This is a genomic window from Gilliamella sp. B3127 (genome assembly GCF_026536935.1).
In the GTDB taxonomy this organism is placed as follows: Bacteria; Pseudomonadota; Gammaproteobacteria; order Enterobacterales; family Orbaceae; genus Gilliamella; species Gilliamella apicola_E.
Map to the genome: position 1 here is coordinate 143405 of NZ_JAFNNI010000005.1, position 23331 is coordinate 166735.

General features: G+C 36.1%; 20 protein-coding genes, 1 tRNA gene and 1 pseudogene. 12 read left to right on the forward strand and 10 right to left on the reverse strand.

The features are described 5' to 3' along the window. Positions 1–11: 11 nt before the first annotated feature. Positions 12–890 carry an NAD(+) kinase gene (gene nadK / locus J3U00_RS09290; RefSeq protein ID WP_065733678.1) on the forward strand — a complete coding sequence of 293 codons (879 nt, stop codon included), beginning with the start codon at positions 12–14 and terminating at the stop codon, positions 888–890. 47 nt (positions 891–937) lie between these two features. Here nadK and J3U00_RS09295 read toward each other — a convergent pair whose 3' ends face one another. Both J3U00_RS09295 and argF read right to left on the reverse strand, forming a co-directional pair. Next, positions 938–1435, reverse strand: a complete 498-nt coding sequence (locus J3U00_RS09295) for a phosphatidylglycerophosphatase A (protein WP_267332225.1) — start codon at positions 1433–1435, stop codon at positions 938–940. Positions 1436–1533: 98 nt separating this feature from the next. Beyond that, positions 1534–2541: an ornithine carbamoyltransferase gene (gene argF, locus J3U00_RS09300; RefSeq protein ID WP_267332226.1), complete on the reverse strand. Its 1008-nt coding sequence runs from the start codon at positions 2539–2541 to the stop codon at positions 1534–1536. Between the two features lie 267 nt (positions 2542–2808). Here argF and carA point away from each other — a divergent pair, with 267 nt between their 5' ends. From carA to J3U00_RS11690, 3 genes and pseudogenes are all read left to right on the forward strand, one after another. Then, positions 2809–3963, forward strand: coding sequence for a glutamine-hydrolyzing carbamoyl-phosphate synthase small subunit (carA, locus tag J3U00_RS09305; protein WP_267332227.1), 1155 nt, complete (start codon positions 2809–2811; stop codon positions 3961–3963). Between the two features lies 1 nt (position 3964). Then, positions 3965–7180: a carbamoyl-phosphate synthase large subunit gene (carB, locus tag J3U00_RS09310; RefSeq protein WP_267332228.1), complete on the forward strand. Its 3216-nt coding sequence runs from the start codon at positions 3965–3967 to the stop codon at positions 7178–7180. Positions 7181–7222: 42 nt separating this feature from the next. Beyond that, a pseudogene (locus J3U00_RS11690) lies at positions 7223–8068 on the forward strand (fumarylacetoacetate hydrolase family protein). Positions 8069–8114: 46 nt separating this feature from the next. Here J3U00_RS11690 and J3U00_RS09320 read toward each other — a convergent pair. Together J3U00_RS09320 and J3U00_RS09325 are read right to left on the reverse strand one after the other, a co-directional pair. Next, positions 8115–8612: an NADAR family protein gene (locus tag J3U00_RS09320; RefSeq protein WP_267332229.1), complete on the reverse strand. Its 498-nt coding sequence runs from the start codon at positions 8610–8612 to the stop codon at positions 8115–8117. 64 nt (positions 8613–8676) lie between these two features. Then, positions 8677–9096 carry a GFA family protein gene (locus J3U00_RS09325; protein WP_267332230.1) on the reverse strand — a complete coding sequence of 140 codons (420 nt, stop codon included), beginning with the start codon at positions 9094–9096 and terminating at the stop codon, positions 8677–8679. Between the two features lie 218 nt (positions 9097–9314). Here J3U00_RS09325 and J3U00_RS09330 point away from each other — a divergent pair. After that, positions 9315–9391: transfer RNA gene (locus J3U00_RS09330), tRNA-Met, on the forward strand. Positions 9392–9981: 590 nt separating this feature from the next. Here the strand turns inward: J3U00_RS09330 and J3U00_RS09335 are convergent. The 3 genes from J3U00_RS09335 to J3U00_RS09345 all read right to left on the reverse strand — a co-directional run bounded on the left by J3U00_RS09335 (position 9982) and on the right by J3U00_RS09345 (position 12789). After that, the gene (locus J3U00_RS09335; RefSeq protein WP_065733683.1) at positions 9982–11232 is read right to left on the reverse strand and encodes an MFS transporter; all 1251 of its coding nucleotides are present in this window, start codon (positions 11230–11232) and stop codon (positions 9982–9984) included. A gap of 80 nt (positions 11233–11312) precedes the next feature. After that, positions 11313–11960 carry a bifunctional 4-hydroxy-2-oxoglutarate aldolase/2-dehydro-3-deoxy-phosphogluconate aldolase gene (gene eda / locus J3U00_RS09340; RefSeq protein ID WP_065733684.1) on the reverse strand — a complete coding sequence of 216 codons (648 nt, stop codon included), beginning with the start codon at positions 11958–11960 and terminating at the stop codon, positions 11313–11315. 22 nt (positions 11961–11982) lie between these two features. Further along, positions 11983–12789, reverse strand: coding sequence for an IclR family transcriptional regulator (locus J3U00_RS09345; protein WP_065733685.1), 807 nt, complete (start codon positions 12787–12789; stop codon positions 11983–11985). A gap of 182 nt (positions 12790–12971) precedes the next feature. Here J3U00_RS09345 and J3U00_RS09350 point away from each other — a divergent pair, with 182 nt between their 5' ends. Beyond that, positions 12972–13550 (forward strand): AAA family ATPase, encoded by a 579-nt coding sequence (locus tag J3U00_RS09350; RefSeq protein WP_065733686.1) that lies wholly within the window; start codon positions 12972–12974, stop codon positions 13548–13550. 157 nt (positions 13551–13707) lie between these two features. Here the strand turns inward: J3U00_RS09350 and metF are convergent, their stop codons facing one another. From metF to J3U00_RS09365, 3 genes are all read right to left on the reverse strand, one after another. Continuing rightward, positions 13708–14583: a methylenetetrahydrofolate reductase [NAD(P)H] gene (gene metF, locus J3U00_RS09355; protein WP_267330788.1), complete on the reverse strand. Its 876-nt coding sequence runs from the start codon at positions 14581–14583 to the stop codon at positions 13708–13710. A 98-nt stretch (positions 14584–14681) separates the two neighbouring features. After that, a complete protein-coding gene (gene metE / locus J3U00_RS09360; RefSeq protein ID WP_220218444.1) occupies positions 14682–16955 on the reverse strand; it encodes a 5-methyltetrahydropteroyltriglutamate--homocysteine S-methyltransferase in 2274 nt (757 codons plus the stop codon). A gap of 183 nt (positions 16956–17138) precedes the next feature. Next, complete coding sequence (locus J3U00_RS09365; RefSeq protein WP_065562709.1) at positions 17139–17690, reverse strand: YagU family protein; 552 nt, start codon at positions 17688–17690, stop codon at positions 17139–17141. A gap of 277 nt (positions 17691–17967) precedes the next feature. Here J3U00_RS09365 and J3U00_RS11695 point away from each other — a divergent pair, with 277 nt between their 5' ends. The 6 genes from J3U00_RS11695 to J3U00_RS09390 all read left to right on the forward strand — a co-directional run bounded on the left by J3U00_RS11695 (position 17968) and on the right by J3U00_RS09390 (position 23316). Then, complete coding sequence (locus J3U00_RS11695) at positions 17968–18330, forward strand: AraC family transcriptional regulator (protein ID WP_416379905.1); 363 nt, start codon at positions 17968–17970, stop codon at positions 18328–18330. Positions 18331–18446: 116 nt separating this feature from the next. Further along, on the forward strand, positions 18447–20108 hold the full coding sequence (gene recN / locus J3U00_RS09370) for a DNA repair protein RecN (protein WP_267332231.1): 1662 nt from the start codon (positions 18447–18449) through the stop codon (positions 20106–20108). A 52-nt stretch (positions 20109–20160) separates the two neighbouring features. Next, on the forward strand, positions 20161–21387 hold the full coding sequence (gene coaBC, locus J3U00_RS09375) for a bifunctional phosphopantothenoylcysteine decarboxylase/phosphopantothenate--cysteine ligase CoaBC (RefSeq protein ID WP_267332232.1): 1227 nt from the start codon (positions 20161–20163) through the stop codon (positions 21385–21387). After that, positions 21371–21829: a dUTP diphosphatase gene (gene dut, locus J3U00_RS09380; RefSeq protein ID WP_065733692.1), complete on the forward strand. Its 459-nt coding sequence runs from the start codon at positions 21371–21373 to the stop codon at positions 21827–21829. The genes coaBC and dut overlap by 17 nt, the downstream gene beginning before the upstream one ends. 2 nt (positions 21830–21831) lie before the next feature. Beyond that, the gene (slmA, locus tag J3U00_RS09385; RefSeq protein ID WP_255561351.1) at positions 21832–22419 is read left to right on the forward strand and encodes a nucleoid occlusion factor SlmA; all 588 of its coding nucleotides are present in this window, start codon (positions 21832–21834) and stop codon (positions 22417–22419) included. A 60-nt stretch (positions 22420–22479) separates the two neighbouring features. Continuing rightward, positions 22480–23316: a mechanosensitive ion channel domain-containing protein gene (locus J3U00_RS09390; protein ID WP_065562705.1), complete on the forward strand. Its 837-nt coding sequence runs from the start codon at positions 22480–22482 to the stop codon at positions 23314–23316. The last annotated feature ends 15 nt before the right edge of the window (positions 23317–23331 follow it).

A 23331-nucleotide genomic window follows, 5' to 3' on the forward strand; every position in this document is an offset into this window, starting at 1 on the left:
AAGGATATTTTATGGGTATACCATTTAAATGTGTTGGTTTGGTTGGGATTCCACGTAAATTAGAGGCGATTGAAACTCATCAGGTTCTATATGACTGGCTAGTTAACTTAGGTATTCAAGTTTTAGTTGAAGATCGGTTAGCGCAGTATATAAAATTTCCTAGTAGTGTATACGCAACTTTAGATACGATTGGTGAGCAAGCCGACTTAGCCATTGTTGTCGGTGGTGATGGTAATATGCTACGTTCGGCACGTCAATTGTCGCACTATAAAATTAAAGTGATTGGAGTAAATCGAGGTAATTTAGGCTTTTTAACCGATATTTCCCATGATCATGTTATTGAGCAATTAACTCCAGTTATCAAAGGGGACTATGATGATGATCCTCGGTTTTTATTGGAAGTGTCTATCTACAGTGATGGTCGGTTAATTAATTCTGGTTTTGCTGTAAATGAAATTGTAGTTACACCTAATACTGTTGCGCATATGATTGATTATGATGTGTATATCAATGAGCGCAATGCATTTTCACAACGAGCTGATGGTTTAATTATTGCAACGCCCACAGGATCGACTGCTTACTCGTTATCAGCTGGTGGACCAATCCTTGCGCCGCACTTAGATGCGTTAATTATCACACCAATGTTTCCACACTCTTTAGCGGTCAGACCATTAGTGATTAAGAGTGATAATCCTATCCATCTTAAATTTCCAACAACAGCTTTGGATCTTAATGTTGCTTGCGATAGCCAAATTATCTTGCCAGTTAAACCAACACAAGAGGTAATTATTCGTCGCTCAGATTATGAGTTTAATTTAATTCATTCTAAGGATTATGATTATTTTAATAATCTTTCAAGCAAACTAGGTTGGTCACAAAAGATGTTTTGAATTTAATCATTATGTTAAGAAAATTATCATTTAAAGGTAAACTATCTTTAAATGATAAATGTTAACACATAAACAGATAAAGAAGAGAATATGGCGGCGATAACATCGTCGACCATAATACCAAAACCGCCCGGCACACGCTTATCAAACCAACGAATAGGCCAAGGTTTGGCCATATCAAACAATCTAAATGCTACAAAAGCAATCGTCACCCATAGTATTGAAAATTGAGGAATGAAATACAGCGTTATCCACATACCGACAAATTCATCCCAAACAATATGACCCGAATCATGAGTATGGGTATCATCCGACGTTTTTTGGCAAATATAACAACCAAACACAAACGTCACTAAAATAAAAACCCAATATAAAGTAGGTTGTAAACCCCAAAATAAAAGCCACAGTGGTATCGCCATTAATGATCCCATAGTACCAGGCATAATGGGTGATAGCCCACTGCCTAATCCGACCGCTAAAAAATGAATCGGATTAGTGAGTTTTAGGTATTTTTTAAAATCTTTATTGCGCGCTTGTTTTGTCATTCTGATGATAATCGGTTGATAAAATTATGCCGACTTGAGGTCGGCAAAAAATTTGCTTAGCTAACTTTAGCCAGCACTAATAATATTTAACTATATTATTAGTCTTTAGCTAAGGTTGCAACCATTACTGCTTTGATCGTGTGCAGGCGATTTTCGGCTTCATCAAAAACGATGCTATGTTTAGATTCAAAGACTTCATTTGTCACTTCTAAACCATCTTTCAAACCATACTGGGCAGCCATTTGTTGACCTACTGTGGTATTCATATCATGGAAAGCCGGTAAGCAATGCATAAATTTAACATTTGGATTCTCTGTTAATTTAATTACATTTTGATTGACTTGGTATGGGGTTAATAATTTTACTCGCTCATCCCACACTTCTTTCGGTTCGCCCATGGAAACCCATACATCGGTATAAAGAAAATCAACACCTTTCACACCTTCAGCGACATCTTCAGTTAAAACGATTTTAGCGCCTGTTGTTTTAGCTATCTCTTGGCACTTTTGAACAAGCTCTAATTCAGGTTGGCACGCTTTAGGTGCCACTAGTCGGATCTCCATACCCATTAAGGCGGCGCCTTCCATTAACGAATTGCCCATGTTATTACGAGCATCGCCTAAATAAGCGAATTTAACGCTATTAAGTGGGCGCTCACCGATATGTTCTTTCATGGTCATAAAATCTGCTAAAATTTGCGTTGGATGCGCTTCAGTCGTTAAACCATTCCAAACCGGCACACCGGCATATTTTGCCAAAGTTTCAACAATATCTTGCCCATAACCTCGATACTCAATACCGTCATACATGCGTCCGAGCACTCGAGCTGTATCAGCAATCGACTCTTTATGCCCAATTTGGCTACCACTTGGCCCTAGATAGGTGACTTGAGCGCCTTGATCATATGCACCGACTTCAAAAGCACAACGAGTACGGGTTGAATCTTTTTCAAAAATTAAGGCAATATTTTTGCCAACCAAATGTTGTTTTTCGTTACCTTGTTTTTTTGCTTTTTTTAATTCAATAGCAAGCTGAATCAGCTGGTTAATTTCTGTTGGGGTAAAGTCGAGTAAACGTAAAAAATGACGTTGATAAAAACCGTACATATCAAGCTCCTAATAGCGGTAAGTATTGTTACGATTCTATTTGAATAATTATGCAATTTCAAGTTAAACGTTTTAAATTTATAAAATGTCCTTTTTAGTTATTGAATTGTCTAAAAATTAGATTTTATTATTTAATTATTTTTTATAATAACGCTTTTTTTGTTTAAAAAATTGTAATAAAATGACCAATTAATGAGTTACTGAAAAAGCATTTATTTGAATTATTATTCATAAATAATGTTTATTTAATCAAAAGGTCTCTTAGCCATGCAAACTTATGCCCTCCTTATACTACAAGACGGTTCACAATTTATCGGTAAATCAATCGGTGCTGATGGAGAAACTGTTGGTGAGGTTGTTTTTAATACCTCAATGACTGGTTATCAAGAAATACTCACCGACCCTTCCTATTGCGAGCAATTGGTCACGTTAACTTACCCCCATATAGGTAATGTCGGCACTAACAATGCCGATGCTGAATCTAATCAAGTTTTTGCAAAAGGGCTGATTATTCGTGATTTACCACTATTAGCCAGCAATTATCGCAATGAGCTCGATCTTTCGAGTTATTTAAAACAGCATAATGTTATTGCCATTGCCGATATCGATACTCGCCGTTTAACTCGAATCTTGCGTGAAAAAGGGGCTCAGCATGGTGTGATTATCACGGCATATGATAAAGAAACTATACTTGAAAAAGCCGATACCGCTAAACAAATGGCGATCGATTTTAAAGGATTATCCGGACTGGACTTAGCCCAAAAAGTCACCTGTACAAAAAGCTATTTGTGGACACAAGGTGTATGGACAAGAGAGCAAGAATACCCAGTAGCAAAAAACGCCTTGCCTTATCATGTTGTGGCTTATGATTTTGGCGTGAAACGTAATATCTTACGGATGTTAGTTGAACGTGGTTGTAAATTGACCATTGTTCCGGCAAAAACCTCTGCGCAGGAGGTATTAGCATTAAATCCTGACGGTATATTCCTATCAAATGGTCCGGGTGATCCGGCACCTTGTACTTATGCCATTGATGCCATTAAACAGTTTTTAGCTACTGACATACCGATATTTGGTATCTGTTTAGGGCATCAACTGTTAGCGTTGGCTTGTGGTGCAAAAACCATAAAAATGAAATTTGGGCATCATGGTGGAAATCATCCTGTTAAGGATCTTGAAAATAATCGAGTTATGATTACCGCCCAAAATCATGGTTTTGCCGTTGATGAAATGAGTTTACCGACTCACTTACGTGTGACGCATAAATCACTGTTCGACGGTTCGCTACAAGGCATTCATCATAATCAAAAACCGGCTTTTAGCTTTCAAGGCCACCCCGAAGCGAGTCCCGGACCTCACGATGCCGCCCCACTATTTGATCACTTTATCGAATTAATTAAAATTTATAAGCAGGAGCAATAACATGCCTAAGCGAACAGATATTAATAGCATTCTCATTATTGGCGCTGGCCCAATTGTTATTGGTCAAGCTTGTGAATTTGATTATTCCGGGGCTCAAGCTTGTAAGGCTCTGCGTGAAGAAGGTTATCGGGTTATTTTAGTCAATTCTAACCCTGCCACCATTATGACCGATCCGGAAATGGCGGATGCAACCTATATTGAGCCGATTGATTGGACAACGGTGAGTAAAATTATTGAACAAGAAAGACCCGATGCCATTTTGCCCACCATGGGTGGACAAACTGCGCTCAATTGTGCGTTAGAACTGGATAAAAGAGGCATTTTAAAACAATTTAATGTCGAAATGATCGGCGCTACCGCTGATGCAATTGGTAAAGCTGAAGATCGCAAACGTTTTGATCAAGCCATGAAAAAAATTGGTCTTGATACTGCCCGTTCCGGCATTGCTCACTCATTAAAAGAGGCTTATGCCGTACTTGAACAAGTTGGCTTTCCTTGCATTATCCGCCCTTCTTTTACTATGGGGGGAACCGGTGGCGGGATTGCTTATAACACTCAAGAATTTGATGAAATTTGTACCCGAGGACTTGATCTGTCACCGACCAATGAACTCCTCATTGATGAGTCATTAATTGGTTGGAAAGAGTACGAAATGGAAGTGGTACGAGATAAAAATGATAACTGCATCATTGTCTGTTCGATTGAAAATGTTGACCCTATGGGCATTCATACCGGGGATTCCATTACCGTTGCGCCAGCTCAAACACTAACGGATAAAGAGTATCAAATCATGCGTAACGTATCGATAGCGGTACTTCGTGAAATTGGCGTTGAAACAGGTGGTTCGAATGTACAATTTTCGGTTGATCCTAAAACCGGACGCTTGATTGTAATTGAAATGAATCCAAGGGTATCACGCTCATCAGCATTAGCATCTAAAGCAACCGGTTTTCCAATCGCAAAAATTGCAGCCAAACTTGCGGTTGGCTATACCCTTGATGAGCTATCTAATGATATTACCGGAGGTAAAACGCCAGCGTCATTTGAGCCTTCAATCGACTATGTGGTGACAAAAATACCCCGCTTTAATTTCGAAAAGTTTGCCGGGTGTAATGATCGTCTAACAACCCAAATGAAATCAGTGGGTGAAGTGATGGCTATTGGGCGGACTTTTCAAGAATCATTACAAAAAGCGCTACGAGGGCTTGAAGTCGGTGCGTGTGGTTTTGATCCGAAAATTGACAATTATGATGATGAAAAAAATCTCAGCAAAATACGTTATGAACTGCAAGAAGCGGGCGCTGAACGAATTTGGTATATTGCTGACGCTTTTCGAGCCGGCTTTAGTTTAGATGAAATTTTCACATTAACGAATATCGATCGCTGGTTTTTAGTGCAAATTGAAGAACTTATCAGCCTTGAAAACCAACTAAAATCGCAATCATTCGCTCGCCTTAATTCAGAATCATTATGGCAACTTAAGCGTAAAGGTTTTTCAGATTTACGTATTGCTAAACTGTTGAATGTTGAAGAACAAGACGTTCGTGATCGACGAAACCAATACGATATTCATCCTGTATATAAACGAGTTGATACCTGCGCGGCGGAATTCTCGACCGATACAGCTTATCTTTACTCAACCTATGAACAAGAGTGCGAAGCTAAACCACAATTCATTCGCCCTAAGATTATGATATTAGGCGGTGGACCGAATCGAATTGGACAAGGTATTGAGTTTGATTACTGTTGTGTACATGCAGCGCTGGCGCTCCGTGAAGACGGTTATGAAACAATTATGGTTAACTGTAATCCGGAAACGGTATCTACCGATTATGATACCTCAGATCGACTCTACTTTGAGCCAGTCACACTGGAAGATGTGCTTGAAATTGCTCATGTGGAAAAACCAAATGGCGTAATCGTACAATACGGCGGGCAAACACCATTAAAATTAGCCAGAGCGCTTGAAGTCGCTGGGCTACCGATTATTGGTACCTCGCCAGATGCGATAGATCAAGCTGAAGATCGCAAACGTTTTCAGTCGATTGTCGATAAGTTAAAGTTAAAACAGCCAGTTAATGCAACGGTTACCGATATTGAAGATGCGGTGATTAAAGCCGAACAAATTGGCTATCCATTAGTGGTCAGACCGTCTTATGTGCTTGGTGGTCGAGCAATGGAAATTGTGTATAACGAGCAAGATTTAAGACGTTATTTTAAAACCGCAGTCAGTGAATCGAATAATGCTCCAGTACTACTTGATCACTTTTTAGATGATGCTATTGAAGTTGATATTGATGTCATTGCCGACGGCGAGCAAATCGTAATTGGCGGCATTATGGAGCATATTGAACAAGCGGGTATTCACTCGGGTGATTCTGCTTGTTCATTACCAACGTATACTTTAAGCCCGGAAATTTTAGATCAACTGCGCAAGCAAGCTAAACAATTAGCGTTAGAACTTAATGTAAAAGGGCTTATGAATGGACAATTTGCCGTCAAAGATAACCAAATTTATTTGATTGAAATCAACCCTCGAGCCGCTCGCACCGTACCATTTGTGTCGAAAGCTACCGGTTTGCCATTAGCGAAAATCGCTGCACGAGTTATGACAGGGCAATCACTGGCTAAACAAAATATCACCAAAGAAGTCATACCGCCTTATTACTCAGTGAAAGAGGTGGTATTACCGTTTAATAAATTTAGTGGCGTTGACCCAATTTTGGGGCCTGAAATGCGTTCAACCGGTGAAGTAATGGGAATTGGTAAAACCTTTGCCGAAGCCTTTGCCAAAGCACAACTTGGTAGCTTATCAAATATGAAAAAATCGGGAAAAGCTTTGCTATCTGTTCGTGATCAAGACAAAACTCGCTTGTTAGCGATCGCTAAACGATTAATTGCGCATGGCTTTAGTATTGATGCTACTTTTGGCACCGCTAAGGCATTACAACAAGCAGGCATACCCTGCCAAATCGTCAAAAAAGAGAACGAAGGACGCCCCAATATTCATGACCATATTAAAAATGGCGAATATAGCTATATTCTCAATACCACATCTGGACGGGCTGCTATTGAGGCATCGAAAATCCTACGCCGTAGTGCAATACAGTACAAAGTTCACTATGATACAACGATGAACGCCGCTTACGCCACCACAGCTGCACTCGATTGTGATCCGGCAAAAACCGTTATACCATTACAAGCACTGTACCAATAAGTTTTGGGCAAAATCAGCCTGTAAAATGATAGGGAGAATAATATGCGATTACTGCGTTATGGTTTGAAAGGAAATGAAAAATCAGCCATCTTAGATGACCAAGATCAACTGCGCGATCTAAGTGCGGTAATTGCCGATATTGATGCACAAACATTAGCCGACAATGTGCTAACAAAAATTAGCCAAATGGATATTGATACTCTACCAATAATTAATCGTCCTGAGCGTATAGCCCCTTGTGTTGGTAAAGTCGGTAAATTTATCTGTATTGGTTTGAACTATATCGATCATGCAAAAGAAACTGGCGCACCAATTCCAAACGAACCAGTTATTTTCAATAAATGGACCAGTGCCATTAGTGGTGCTAATGATAATATTGTATTACCCCCGAAGTTCGACCCATACCGATTGGGAAGTGGAGCTAGGAATCATCATAGGAAAAAAAGGTAAATATATTTAAGAGCAAGATGCATTAACTTATGTTGCCGGTTATCGCGTGATTAATGATGTTTCTGAACGTGATTATCAAAAAAATCGTGGTGGAACTTGGGACAAAGGTAAAGGTTGTGATACTTTTGGACCTATTGGACCTTGGCTAGTCGCAGCCGACGAATTAAAAGATCCGCAAAATCTTGAATTATGGTTAGAAGTCGATGGTAAACGTTATCAATACAGTCATACCAGCAATATGACTTTTAATGTTAAACAGATCATAAGTTATGTCAGCCAATTTATGAGTTTACAAGCGGGTGATATTATCGCAACAGGTACACCCGCTGGCGTTGGTCTTGGTATTAAACTAAACCAGTCTTTTTCAAAGCAGGACAAAAGGTCCGTTTAGGTATTGCCCAATTAGGTATTCAAGAGCATTTAGTTGTCAATGCATAATTGTGTTTATTGCAATTTCAATAACGAGCTTAATACCAAAAAAACATTAAAGTTTTGATGCTTTTAATGCCTCCCTAACTTGCATTAAAACTTCACCCAATAAGTTTTGACCTCGCCATTTAGTCATATTAAAGCGCATCTCATCATCCATACTTAAACCTATTCCCCAAATTTTATCGTACGGACTTGCCTCTGCTAATACTTTACCTTTGGTCGATAATAAATAGGTTTTGAGCTCAGCATTTTGCGAAAACTTAGCAAAATTTCCTTTGAAAACTATCTCTTTTTTATGAATATTCCAAATATTATCATCAAAATTAGTTACCTTTTTACCCAGATTTTTTTGCATTTTTGCAGATGACGTGGCTAAAATAGCATTAGCACAATCCAAATCTTTAAATAACATTGCCTTAGCATACATCATCCATTGTTCGGTACTGGTAAACTCAATATCATCAATAACAAAACGACAAGGATACCATTGTGACAAGTAATGATCTGGGCTAAAAAAGAAAATCATTTTCTTTTTTCCAACTTGTTTCATGTGTTAACATCACTTTTTAAAAATAAGTTTATCGTCAAATTAAGTTAAAAATTAACTTTTTGTACTATTTATTAGCCGCAGCCATGGCTAAAATATCAGACTCTGTCAATTTATGGGTAGGATTAGCAAACTCATAACAAGTCGGTTTTTTGTCAATAAATACTTCAGTAGTAAATTGTAGATCGTTAATATCTTCAAAAATCCAAGTAGAAAGATAATAGTGTTGTGTATCTTTCATATGATAATAAAGGTGAGTACCACATATTTGACAAAATGCTCTTTCTGCCCATTGAGATGAATTATAAACACTAATGTTTTCTTGCCCTTCAACCGCTATTTGTCCATCAAACATTAATGTCATAAATGGCCCCGCCCCCCATTTACGACAAGTATTACAATGACAAGCACTAAATTGGGTATTTTTAAAAGGTACCGTTAATTTAACCTTTCCACATAAACATGATCCATGATATTGATTAGACATAATCCATCCTATTATTTAATTAATTGTGCAAATATTCTAACAATAAAAACAGGTAATAAATTAAAAATATAACTCATGTTGTGAATAAATTTCAAATTACAGGTGTATTTATGTAAAGAAATAGCCTATATTTACTTAATAATGTTTAAATATAGGGCAGTTAAACCAAAAAGGTATTGCTTTATTATTTTAATACTATAATATAACGACCTCTTTGACGCGGGGTGGAGCAGCTTGGTAGCTCGTCGGGCTCATAACCCGAAGGTCGTTGGTTCAAATCCAGCCCCCGCAACCAATTCTTTTAAACCTATCCTAACTTATTCTTAATAATTTACTATCCTGACTTTGGTATACTGCAAGGGTTTAGCATTAAAATCGAGCTGGCATCTTTTAATCATTGATACATAACCTAATTATAATTAAAAATACTGTTATGCAAGTTACATACATTACTCTCTATCTTTGAGAAAAGTTAATTCAGAATATCAATATAATGGCTAGCAGAACATTAAGAATCGTGTGTAACTGATACTTATTAAATAAGAGAATAAACGAGAGGCATAATTCTATATTTAGCTATTAAATGAGTTTTCTGCAACCACTACTAGAATATTGGCTTCTTTAGATTATTGGTGTGATTGGCAGAATTATCACAATTTGATGGACATATTCGATTTACGATAGGTGTAGCAAGCAATTAAATCAATATTTTGCATAACTATTTAAACGAAGCTATGTAAGGATGGGTCATGATATTGAGTAATCATATTGATCCTTAAATTATTAAATATGAAATATTAGTTTTTTTATCAAAAGTAATTAGTTTATTAATATTAAGGAAGATCATTAAAATTAATGATCTTCATATATGATTAGCGGTCTGTATTATTTATTATTTATTGGTTTTCTTAAAAAGATGCCATATGAAATTGCACCTAAAATAAGTAAACATGCACCTAATATAAATACATAACCGAAACTACCGGTTATATCAAGTATGATACCTGTTACAATTGGTGCCATTGCTGCACCTAAAAAGCCTCCAAAGTTCTGAATTGCACCTAATGAACCGACTTGGTGACTAGGTGCTACATCAGCAGCTAATGTCCATATAACGCCTGATGGGAGTTGAGAAGCAAAATAACCAATAGATAAAAGAACAATACTAAGTACAGTATTATCAATAAAAGCAATTGGTGCTACTGAAGCGGCTGCAAGTATAGCTCCACCAACAATAGGAATTTTTCTTGCATTTATTGGTTGAAAACCTCGTCGTATAGCGAAATCGGAAATAATTCCACCGAGTAGAACACCTATAATACCGCAGAAAAAAGGAATTGATGCAATCCATCCCATTTGTTTTAAAGTAAAGCCTTGTTCTTTTTCTAAGTAACTAGGTAACCATGTTAAGTAAACCCAAATAGTAAACATAATTCCAAAATTACCGAGAATCATAAACCAAGTCATTTTTTGTTTTAATAAATCTCCCCATGATGCTTGAGATTCTTTTCTTTTTGGTTCTTCTGCATTAGATTTACCTTTTATTAGCGTAATTTCTTCCGGTGTTGGGTTCCGATATACTTTTAACCAAACAAGCATGACAAGTAATCCAAATACACCAATGATTATAAACATACCACGCCAACTCATCGTTAACATAAGAATGGTTAATAGTGGCGGAGCAATAGCATTAGCTATTTGTGAACCAGTATTAATTATGGATACAGGGACACCTCGTTCTTCTTTTGAGAACCATGTTTCAGTTGTTTTTAATCCTGAGGTAAAGAAAGGTGATTCAACAACACCTAACACTACTCTCATGGCATAAAACATTGAATAGCTATTTAAAAAGCCGCAAAGGATGGTAACTAAAGACCATAGGCCAGACGCCCAAGCAAACATTTTTTTAGGACCAAATTTATCCACCAACCAACCTGCAGGTAAGTTAGCTAGCGCGTATGGCCAGAGGAATGCCGATAATAAAAATCCCATTTGGGTTTGAGATAACCCAAACTCCTGAGCTATTGTTGTATTTGCAATACTTAAATTTGATCTATCTAAGTAATTGACGATAGCCCCGATTACAAGAAGAATGATGAATCCCCATCTTAGTTTTGGTTTTTGTTGTATTGTCATATCCACACCTTTATTTTAGACAAAACGATCCTATAGACATATCAAAGATATGCCTTTACTTTATTAATATTAATTATTGTTTATTTTTTAGCTTTATTTACTGCTGCTACAAATTTTTTAGCTGCTTGAGTTACTTTGCTATAATCATTATCCTTCATAGCTGCTTTGGTAATATAACTAGCGACCCCCACACAAACAGCTCCAGCAGCAAACCATTCATGAACGTTTTCAGGTGTTACACCACCTGTTGGAGAGATTGGAGCATGCTCTAAGGGTGCTAAAACAGATTTGACATAATTTGGATTAACAAACTCAGCCGGAAAGAGTTTTACAATATCAGCTCCAGCTTCTAAAGTATTTTGAATCTCAGTGGGAGTAAAGGCACCGCTCATCGTTATAGCTTGATAACGATTCGCAACTTTAATCATTTCTGGATTTAAGTTAGGGCTAACTAATAATTCCGCTCCTGCTAATATTGCAGCTCGGGCTGTTTCACCATCTAGAACTGTTCCAGCGCCAATTAAAATACCTTTCTTTTTATATTTATCTGATAAATATTTTACTACGCCAAGAGCGTTAGGTACTGCCATTGGAATTTCAATAACGGTAATACCACCTTTAATTGCTGCTTCAGCAACTTTTATTGATTCTTCTTCTGTTGCTAATCTCACAATCAATACAATTCCTGAATTAATAATTTTATTCAGATTATCTAATTTACGATACATTCATTATCTCCAATAGTCTGTCTTAATCTTTTAATTGATATAACTTATTTCCAGTAAATCCTAATTTTCTTGAAATTTGCAAAGCTGTTTCTTTAACTGATTTGGCAATAAGTTGTTCTTTATCTTTAGTCATTCCACTATATAAACTGGCAACGCTAAATGATGCAATCGGCTCATTTTCGTGGTTATAGATAGCAGAACTGATGCAATACATTTCTAAATTATCTTCGCGATCATCGATAGCGTAACCACGCTCTCTTGTTTTATCGGCATCTTTTAGAACTTCTTGATGATTTGTATGCGATAGTGGTGTTTTGCTTGGATAAGGTTCTTTTCCTAAAATATCAATAATTTGCTGATTTGAAAATGCGTGAAGCAACCCTTTTCCTAACCCTGTTGTATGTAAATAACGCCTAGAACCCAATTTAGCTGTTGGTTTTATGGTTGAATGATTTTCAGCCTTATCAATATAAACTATTTTGCCTTTATCTTTTACACCAAGAAATACGGTACTACCTGTTTGTCGATTGAGTTCCTGAATAAATGGCCTTGCTGCATCGGCTACACCCATATTAGTAATAACTGAACTACCGATTTCAAATGCTAATAAACTCAAACCATAAGTTTTTTGTTTAATATCTTTTATCTCGATAATTTCCTTATACACTAAAGTTTGTATTAGTTCAAAAGCACTACTCTTAGGCAATTGCAACATTTCGCAAATATTATTGAGTGTTAAATATTTATCACTACTTACAAATAGTAAAAGTAAATCTATTGTTCTTGCTGCCGATTTATTTAATTTTAGTGGTCTATTATCTTGTTTCATAATTTCGCAAATGTGAACTGTGAAGTAGGTTCAATAATTAAACTATATTTCTGTATTTAATATAGCATGTCATATTATTATTGCATTTCCATTTTATATTATATTATTCAATTTATTATTTAGTTCACATTAATGGTTCGCGTTTATGAATGACGGTTCGCAAATGCGAAAAGGGAATGATTATGAAAGTTAATACAAGTACAAAGGCTATTTTTCTTATTGGAGCTGCTGGTTCAGGGAAGTCAACCGTAGGAAAATTTTTATCTTCAAAGCTCCACTATTGTTATTTGGATAAAGACATTGTAGCTAACCGCTTTACTGGCGAATTACTTATGTCAAAAGGATATGAACCTACAGCAAGAGATGGATGCGAATTTTATAAAAAAGAAGTTATGAATATTGAATATGATACATTACTGCATATTGCAAGTGAAAATTTGAAACTGGGTAATTCAGTAATACTTGATGCTCCTTTTTTAAGTTATTTTTCTGATGAAAACTATATCAATCAAGTTAAGCAACGATTTAATTGTAGCCAAATGGAATGCTATGTTTTAGAAGTCTTTGTACCAGCTGATGTTTTGAAGCAAAGAATATTAGAACGTAATAATGCTCGTGATACCTGGAAATTAGATAATTGGGATACATTTATTGAAAGTTTAAATCAAAAACGATGTCTATGGAAAGATGTAAATTATATCCGTTATGATAATAGTGCACCGGAAATAGATGAATATACTCTTTTAAAACACTTTAATTAGATTATGAGATTAATATATAATTATTATATACTTTTGTCTTTGACGCAGGGGAGCAGCTTGGTAGTACGTTGGGATCATAAGATCACTGGTTCAAATTCTGCTCCTGCATTAATTTTTTTATATTTATTATAGCTTTTCTTACTTAAAATTTTATTGTTTATACTGATTTTGGTACTGCAAGTAACGTTGATACCGCTTCACTAATTCTTCTAGCGATATAGCTATTATTCATGGTGTACAAATGGATACCGTCAACATTTTGTGAAACTAAATCAACAATCTGATCGATAGCATAAGCAATACCTGCGTCACGGAACGCATCAGGGTGATGTTCGTATTTCTCCATCATCTGTTTGAATTTCTTCGGTAGATTTACGCCACACATCGATACCATACGTTCAATTTGGTTTTTGTTCGTTACCGGCATAATCCCTGCTTCAATTGGTACATTAATCCCCATATCACGGGCTTTGTCTAAGAAAGTATAAAAATAGTCATTATCAAAAAATAGCTGTGATATGAGTTGATCTGTTCCTGCACTCACCTTTTCTTTTAAATGTATTAAATCTTGTTTTAGCGTTGATGCTTCAAGATGTCCTTCAGGATAACAGGCCCCAATCACATTAAAATCACCATTTTCTTTAATAAATGAAACCAGCTCGCTGGCATAGCGAAAATCATCTTTAGGTGTAACTGTTGGGCTAATATCGCCTCGCAAAGCAAGCACATTATCGATACCGGCACATTTAAGATCATGAAGAATTTTTTGCATTTCTGCTTTATCGAAATTAATTCCCGGCAAATGAGCAACACTTTCAATGCCATAAGTATGTTTGACAGCGTGGGCGATATCAATTGTCGTTTGACCATTCAAACTACCACCAGCGCCATAAGTAACACTGATAAAATCAGGTTTGAAGTAACCAAGTTCACGCAATGTGCTATAGATTGTCTCTAAAGGTGACGTTTTTTTAGGGGGAAAAACTTCAAAAGAGAACACGGTTTTTTTATTAAAGAGTAAATTTGTTTTCATCTGTATCATCCATTGGTGTGATTACTATTATCCTTACTGACATTTCCGCCGCCAAAATCGGCGGCGGAAATTAAGGTAAAGCAAATTAATTAACGCTGTTAATTAAGTGTTTTTCGAACTTCTAATGTTGCTTGAACTAAATGTTCTAAACTTGCAACAACTTCTTTCTCACCACGAGTTTTTAAACCACAATCCGGATTAATCCAAAGTTTTTGCTTGTCAATTTTTGCCAGTAACTTCTCAATTGTTGCTTTGATTTCAGCAACCGGTGGTACACGTGGTGAATGGATATCATAAACACCCGGTCCAACTTCAGTTTTAAAGTTATTGGCTTTAAGCACATCAATCAATTGTAGATTAGAACGTGATGCTTCAAATGAAATCACATCAGCATCCATGGCATCGATATCTTTGATAATGTCAGCAAATTCGCTATAACACATATGTGTATGAATTTGTGTATCAGCTTGTACTTTGCTGTGTACTAATCTAAATGCCGGAATAGCCCAATCCAGATATTCACTATTCCAATCAGCTTTACGTAATGGTAATTTCTCTTTTAACGCTGCTTCATCAATTTGGATGACTTTAATGCCGGCCGCTTCAAGATCTAACACTTCATCGCTGATTGCTAAACCAATTTGGAATACTGACTCTTTTTGTGAAATATCTTCACGAGGGAACGACCAGTTAAGGATCGTCACTGGGCCAGTTAACATGCCTTTAACTGGTTTGTCAGTTAGGCTTTGTGCATATTGTGAATATTCAACGGTAATTGGTTTAGAGCGTGAAATATCACCCCATACAATGGGTGGCTTAACACAACGAGTACCATATGATTGCACCCATGCTTTTTCAGTAAAGACAAAACCATTTAAGCTTTCACCAAAATATTCAACCATGTCATTACGTTCAAATTCGCCGTGAACTAACACATCAATACCAATCTGTTCTTGAAGCTTGATGCATTCTGCAATTTTTTGTTTGTTAAACTCGGTATATTCATTTAAACAAATTTCACCTTTCTTGAATTTTGCACGGTTTAAACGTACATCAGGTGTTTGCGGGAATGAACCAATCGTTGTTGTAGGTAATAATGGCAAATTAAAGGCTTTTTTCTGTGCTGCTTCACGTACTGAAAATTCCGGTAGACGAGTAAAATCAGACGCTTTTAAAGCCGAAACTTTTTGACGTACCGCTTGATTTGCTCCTTCACGCTCACGCGTAAATAGGGTTTGATTTGCTTTGTAAGCCGGACTATTTTCAAAATTTGAATCTTTGACTAATTCACCCAGTTCAGCTAACTCTTGTAGCTTTTCTTGAGCAAAAGCAAAATAAGCTCGTTGTTGAATCGTTAATTTAGTTTCGTTTTGTAATGTATAAGGTACATGCAGTAACGAACAGGAAGTATTAATCACAATGTTTGCCGCTTTTTGCTTAATTTTTGCGACTAATTCCAATGTTTTTTTATAATTATTTTTCCAAATATTTTTACCATTTACCACACCAGCAAATAACACTTTATCAGCCGGGAAACCATGACTTTCAAGTAATGCTAAGGATTGTTTACCTTCAACAAAATCAAGCCCGATACCGTCAAATGGTAACGCCACTAATTGTTGGTAACAATCACGCACATCGCCAAAGTAAGTTTGTAAAACCACTTTGGTTGTACCTTTAACTGATAAAATTGACTGATAAAGCTCATTGAATAAAGCGATATCTTCATGAGTTAAATCAGTCACTAAAATTGGCTCATCAATTTGTATCCACTGCGCACCAAGTGCAGTAAATTTCTGAATAATTTCTTGATAGGCTTTAATAATATCGGCTTTAAAATCAACAAGCTGTTTATTACCTAAATACTGTGCTAATTTGAAAAAGGTTAATGCGCCAATCACAACCGGTTTGGTTTGAATACCTAGTGCTTTGGCTTCTTGATATTCGTCAAAAGGTTTGGTGCAGGCTAATTTTATTTGTAGTGAATCTTCAATTTCTGGCACTAAGTAGTGATAATTAGTGTTAAACCATTTTTTCATTGCCAACGCTCGCACATCACCTTTTTCACCTTGATAACCACGCGCCATGGCAAAATAACGATCGAGTTCAGGTAAGCCTAAATCTTGATAACGTTTCGGGATAACATTCAGTAAACAGGCCGTATCTAATACTGCATCATAAAATGAAAAGTCATTAGATGAGATTAAAGCAATTTTATGTGAGGCTTGTTGTTGTAGATGTTCAGCACGTAGGGCTTTTGCTTCATTTAATAATTCAGCTTGGGTTTTGTTACCTTTAAAATAAGCTTCGGTTGCAAATTTAAGCTCACGAAGTTTACCAACACGAGGATATCCAATAACTGCAGTATTCATTTTCTTTTCCTTATTTAGCATTTAGCACTTTTCTTTAGTGGTTAAAAAGATAGCAAAAAAAAATGTTATTGAATAATTCTAGTTTTTTATCAAAAGATATAGTTTTTAGCTATATCAAAAGGTATAAAAAATCCCTCAGTTTTTCAACAGAAGGATTGAAATAGATGAAAATTAATAAATTAACTACTGGCGCCATTCGCCACGGATTGGTCTTGAAAAATGAGCAAGCACAGCGATCATACAGATTTCGATCGATACACCCCAATAGATATGCCCTAAAATTTCACTCCAAAGTTCATAACCATTTAGGTTCCATAACCAACCAACGGTGCCTTGCGGATCATAAGCGGGATGACGAAAACCTAATAGCGGAATTAAAAAACCGTGCATCATAACGGTAATGATAATGCCATAAAATGCACCATACCATAATCGAATATTATTCCAGAAGTAGGCAATAAATACATAAACGAAGGCAAAGGCAAAACTAAATAACCAGTGATAAAGTGTTACTGCGCCCGAAACGATTGCCGTTTGGTAAACATAATCAAGTGAATGAGAATTAATGCCTAACCAACCAAGCCATGCATCAATGTGTGCCGCAGGTGGTGAAATTTCCCCAGGAACACGAGGAGGCATATTAACTTCAGAACCCCATTTAACCAGTGCGCTAATGAATCCACCAATCAGAGTAGTCCAAACAATAATTTGACGATTTATTTTATTTCCAAACATTTAAAAATACCTTTATAGTTTAAAAGTTTGTAAATTATATCCGTAAGAAATTTTAGAATAAAGAACAATAAGCCGAATTAATCGAGTACAAAAGTTATTGTTATAATTGGTAAAAATTATTTATTAAGTGCCTTTTTTTAGCATAGCTTAAAAGTGCGAATAAGTTTTCCATGGATTTAGGTTATGAATGTAGAAATTGTACAATCTCCTGCATTAGCCGTCATTGAACATTATTATTCCCCTTTATTAGAGAATAACACTCTAAAAAATTTATTAAATAGCGACAAGAAAACAATTTTTAGATAGTCAAAAGTATCAAAGTTATGGTATTCATTATACCAATCCCAACACGACGCCTCTCAGTGAGCATCATGTCGATTTTGCAATATCGATAAATTGCACAATTCCCCCAAATGATTACGGAATCATCAATAAAAAAATACCACAACTTCGTTGTGCCAAGGCAAGGGATATTGGCTCTAGAGAAAATAATCAAGCCATTATTTACTTACTTGAAACATGGCTTCCACAAAGTGGCGAGCGGATAGGGAACTTTCCTCCAATTTTCCATTATGTAAATGTCGGTTTAAACATTCAACCACAAGAGATGATCACTGATGTTTATTTGCCATTAGCGTAAATAAATTATTATCTTTTTAAAAATTAATGCTTATAAAAATAATTAACTGTATTTATTTACAGTGTTTTTGCTGTTATACTGCCAATATGGTAACCAACCTTATGTATTAATTTATTATGATAACGCAATTGACTATTAATAATTTTGCTATCGTCGATCAGTTGTTAGTTGATTTTACAACAGGGATGACCGCAATTACGGGTGAAACAGGCGCAGGTAAATCGATTGCGATCGATGCATTAGGGCTTTGTTTAGGAAATCGTTCTGATGCTTCAGCTATTCGTAATGGAGCTGATCGGGTTGATATTTCAGCCAGTTTTGTTCTTGATGATACTCCAGCAGCATACTCCTGGTTAACCGAAAATCAACTTGATGAAAGTAATGAATGTATTTTAAGAAGAGTTATCAATCAAGATGGGCGTTCGAAAGCATTTATTAATGGGCGTGCTGTTCCTATCTCACAATTAAAAGATTTAGGACAAATGTTAATACAAATTCATGGCCAACATGAACATCAGCGTTTATTACGAAGTGATTATCAAAAAATTTTACTTAATCATTATATGAATGAGCCGACACTATTGTCGAATATGCAACAAGCTTATAAACAATGGAAATCAGCAAGCCAAGCTTATCAACAATATCTTTCTTCCAAACAAGAGCGTGATGCTCATGTTCAGTTATTACAATATCAATTAAAAGAGTTAAATGAATTTTCACCAATTGAAGGTGAATATCAACAAATCGATGAAGAATATAAAAAATTATCCAATAGCGAACAGCTAATTAATCTTAGCCAACAATCTATCATGCTATTAGATGAAGCAGATGAATATAATGTCAGCAACATGCTTAATAGTGTTAAACAAAGTATTCATGAGTTGGTCGCATTAGATCCTTCACTGAATGATGTTTTAGCTATGTTAGAAGATGCCGCTATTCAAATTAAAGAAGCTAGCTATGAATTACGCCATTATAGTGAGAGCTTAGAGCTCGATCCTGCAAGAGTGATGCAACTTGAACAACGCTTGTCTAAACAAATTGCTTTAGCGCGAAAACATCATGTTTCTCCTGAAGCATTACCTGAGTTACATCAAAATTTACTTAATGAATTTAAGCAGATTAATCAACAAGATGAACAAGGTGAACAGTTAAAAGAAGAGATCAAAAAGTATCAACAAATTGCGATAGAACTGGCTGCAAAATTGCATCAAAAACGATTAACAGTGAGTAAAACGTTGGCTAAAAAAGTAATGGCTATTATGCACGATTTATCTATGCCAAACGGTCAATTCAGTATAGATGTTATATTTGATGAAAATCGATTAAGTGAAGATGGCGCAGACCAAGTTTCTTTTTTAGTGAGTACTAATGCTGGGCAAGTGGTGCAGCCATTAGCCAAAGTTGCATCTGGTGGTGAATTGTCTCGTATCGCACTAGCCATACAGGTTTTGACTGCGCAAAAAATAGATACCCCAGCGTTGATTTTTGATGAAATTGATGTCGGTATTAGTGGACCAACAGCAGCTAAGGTTGGGCAACTGTTAAGGCAACTTGGTGAGTCAACACAAGTCATTACGGTAACGCATTTACCACAGGTAGCAGGTCAAGCTAATCAGCACTATTTTGTCAGTAAGCAAACGAATGGTAAACAAACATCGACAGATATGCAAAGATTAGATGAAAATGGACGTTTAAATGAACTAGCTCGGTTGTTAGGTGGGGATAAAATTACAGATGCAACGCTTGCCAATGCGAAAGAGTTACTTATTATCTAATTTAATTATGGTAATATATCGCCTTTAATTGGGATCGGAGAATAACGAGATCATGAGTCTATCTGGTAAACATATTTTATTAGGGATAACTGGTGGCATTGCTGCTTACAAATGCCCTGATCTTGTCCGCCATCTAAAAAAAGCAGGTGCGCAGGTACATGTGGTATTAACTGAGTCAGCGAACCATTTTGTCACGCCAATGACATTGCAAGCATTGTCTGGTAATACGGTATCAAGTGATTTATTTGACCCTTCTGCTGAACTATCGATGAGTCATATTGAATTAGCTAAATGGGCTGATTTGGTATTAATCGCTCCCGCTACGGCGAATATCATTGCGAAAATGGCAAATGGTATTGCTGATGATCTTTTATCAACAGTGTGTCTTGCAACACCAGCTAAAATTGCCATAGCGCCAGCTATGAACCAACAGATGTATAAAGCTGCTGCAACTCAACAGAACTTAGCGACATTAGCTTCGCGAAATACCTTAATTTGGGGGCCTGATGATGGTTTTCAAGCTTGTGGTGATTTTGGTCCAGGACGAATGGTTGAACCTGCAACCATTTTTAAGCATGTTGAGAAGTATTTTTCAGCAACGTCAACACTTGCTGGAACCGAGATTACCATTACTGCAGGCCCAACCATTGAAGAGCTTGATCCGGTACGCTATATCAGTAATTACAGTTCAGGTAAAATGGGTTATGCTATTGCTCAGGCAGCGGCTGAAATTGGAGCAACAGTAAACTTAATCAGTGGCCCAGTTAATTTAGCAACTCCAAATAATGTGAATCGCATTAATGTAAAAAGTGCTAATGAGATGTATGATGTGGCATTAAAGTTAGCTAAAAAATCATCAATTTTTATTTCTTGTGCTGCTGTTGCTGATTATAGAGCTGAAACTATTGCCACGAAAAAAATTAAAAAAACCGATGATAGTAATGAACTTGTTATTAAATTAGTTAAAAATCCTGATATTGTTGCCAACATTGCTTCATTAAAGAAAGGACGTCCGTTTGTTGTAGGCTTTGCCGCTGAAACCAATAACATAAAGGCTTATGCCCTTAAAAAATTAACCACTAAGAACTTAGATTTGATTTGTGCTAATGATGTGTCTGACAAGAAAATAGGCTTTAATTCTGATCAAAACGCATTAACCCTTTATTGGCAAAATGGTGAACAAACGTTACCATTAAGCAATAAGCAAGAATTAGCAAAAGAATTACTTCAAGCAGTTATAACACGATATAAAGCGAGTCATGATGAAAAGAAAAATTGATATAAAAGTATTAGATAAACGTTTAGGTAACGAGTTTCCACTGCCAACTTACGCAACTGAAGGTTCCGCAGGTATTGATTTAAGAGCGATGTTTGATAAAACAACCGAAATCAAAGCAGGCGAAACAATCTTAACCCCAACCGGATTATCAATGCATATTGCTGACCCTAGTTTAGCTGCATTAGTATTACCTCGTTCAGGCCTTGGTTCAAAAAATGGTATTGTCCTTGGTAATTTAGTCGGTTTAATTGATTCCGATTATCAAGGACAGTTGTTTGTTCCCCTTTGGAACCGAAGTCAAAACCCATTTGTTATTGAGCCAGGTGATCGTATTGCTCAATTAATTATTGTGCCAGTCGTGCAAGCAGAATTTAATATTGTTGATGATTTTATCGAATCAGCGCGTGGCGAAGGTGGATTTGGGCATTCAGGTAAGAAATAATCGTGAGTAGCAAAAATAAAAATCGTAAAGAAGATATACTTCAAGCATTAGCAACAATGCTTGAATCCAATGAGGGAACACAACGAATAACTACTGCTAAATTAGCTGCAACTGTTGGTGTTTCTGAAGCGGCATTGTATAGGCATTTTCCAAGTAAAACTAAAATGTTTGAAAGTTTGATCGTTTATATTGAAGACATTCTGCTTTCTCGCATCAATGTGATTTTGCAAGATGAACCAAAAACATTTATGCGGCTTCAACTTATTTTGGCTTTAATCCTTGGTTTTTCTGAAAAGAATCCTGGGTTGACTCGGATTATGACTGGGCATGCGTTAATGTTTGAGCAAGACCAATTGCAAGAACGAATCAGTCAATTATTTGAACGTATCGAAACGCAGATAAAGCAAGTTATACGAGAAAGAAAAATCCGTGAAGGCGTGGCCTTTACCACTGATGAACGTATTTTATCTAGTCAGTTACTTGCTTTTTGCGAAGGAATGATGGCTCGTTATTCCCGTTCTGGTTTTAAATATCTACCAACAACAAACTTTGAAACCCGTTGGACTTTATTAGCAAAACAGTTAGTTTAAACCAATTTAATCGCAATTATTCAATTAACTATTTCTGTTATTTTTACAGAGGATAATTTCATGAGTTTTGAAAATATAGTAAACCAGATTTGGTTGTTTATTGAGAAATATGATGGCGTAGTAATCAGTTATATTGCTCATTTTTGTTTTGCCATTCTTATTTTTTTAATTGGTCGAACAATTGCTAAATTTGTTGCTCGTCAATTAAGAAGAATTTTAACTAATCGCCATGTCGATCCGACTGTAGTTAAATTTGTTAGTTCTTTATCTTATTATGCCATTATTGTTATGACGCTAGTTGCCGTGTTAGGTCAACTTGGTGTGCAAACCGCATCAATTGTTGCGGTAATTGGTGCCGCCGGCTTAGCCGTAGGTTTAGCTCTGCAAGGTTCGTTGTCTAATTTTGCAGCTGGTGTAATTTTAATTATCTTTCGCCCATTCAGAGTTGGCGAAACAGTCATTATTAATAATCAGCAAGGTGTTATTGATTCAATTCAAATCTTTTCAACAACTATTGTCACGCCAACGAATGAAATGGTCGTCATTCCAAATGGACAAGTGGTTAGTGCAAATATTATTAACTATACTCGTTTGCCAGAAAGACGTTTAGATATAGTTGTTAATGTGGGATATGATTCTGATATTCAGAAAGTTTATAAAGTATTAAGAGAAGCTGTAAATAAAACTGATAATATTTTAACGAGTAAAGAACCGATTATACGTTTGGATTTGCTGGATGCTTCATCCATGAATTTTAATGTTTTAGTCTGGACGTTAAATGCTAATTATGGACCAGTAAAAGCTGTATTACTTGAGAATATTAAAAATGGGCTAACTGAAAATGGCATTAATATTCCTTACCCAACTATGGATGTAAATCTTAGTTCTCCGTCGTAATTTTCAACTACATTA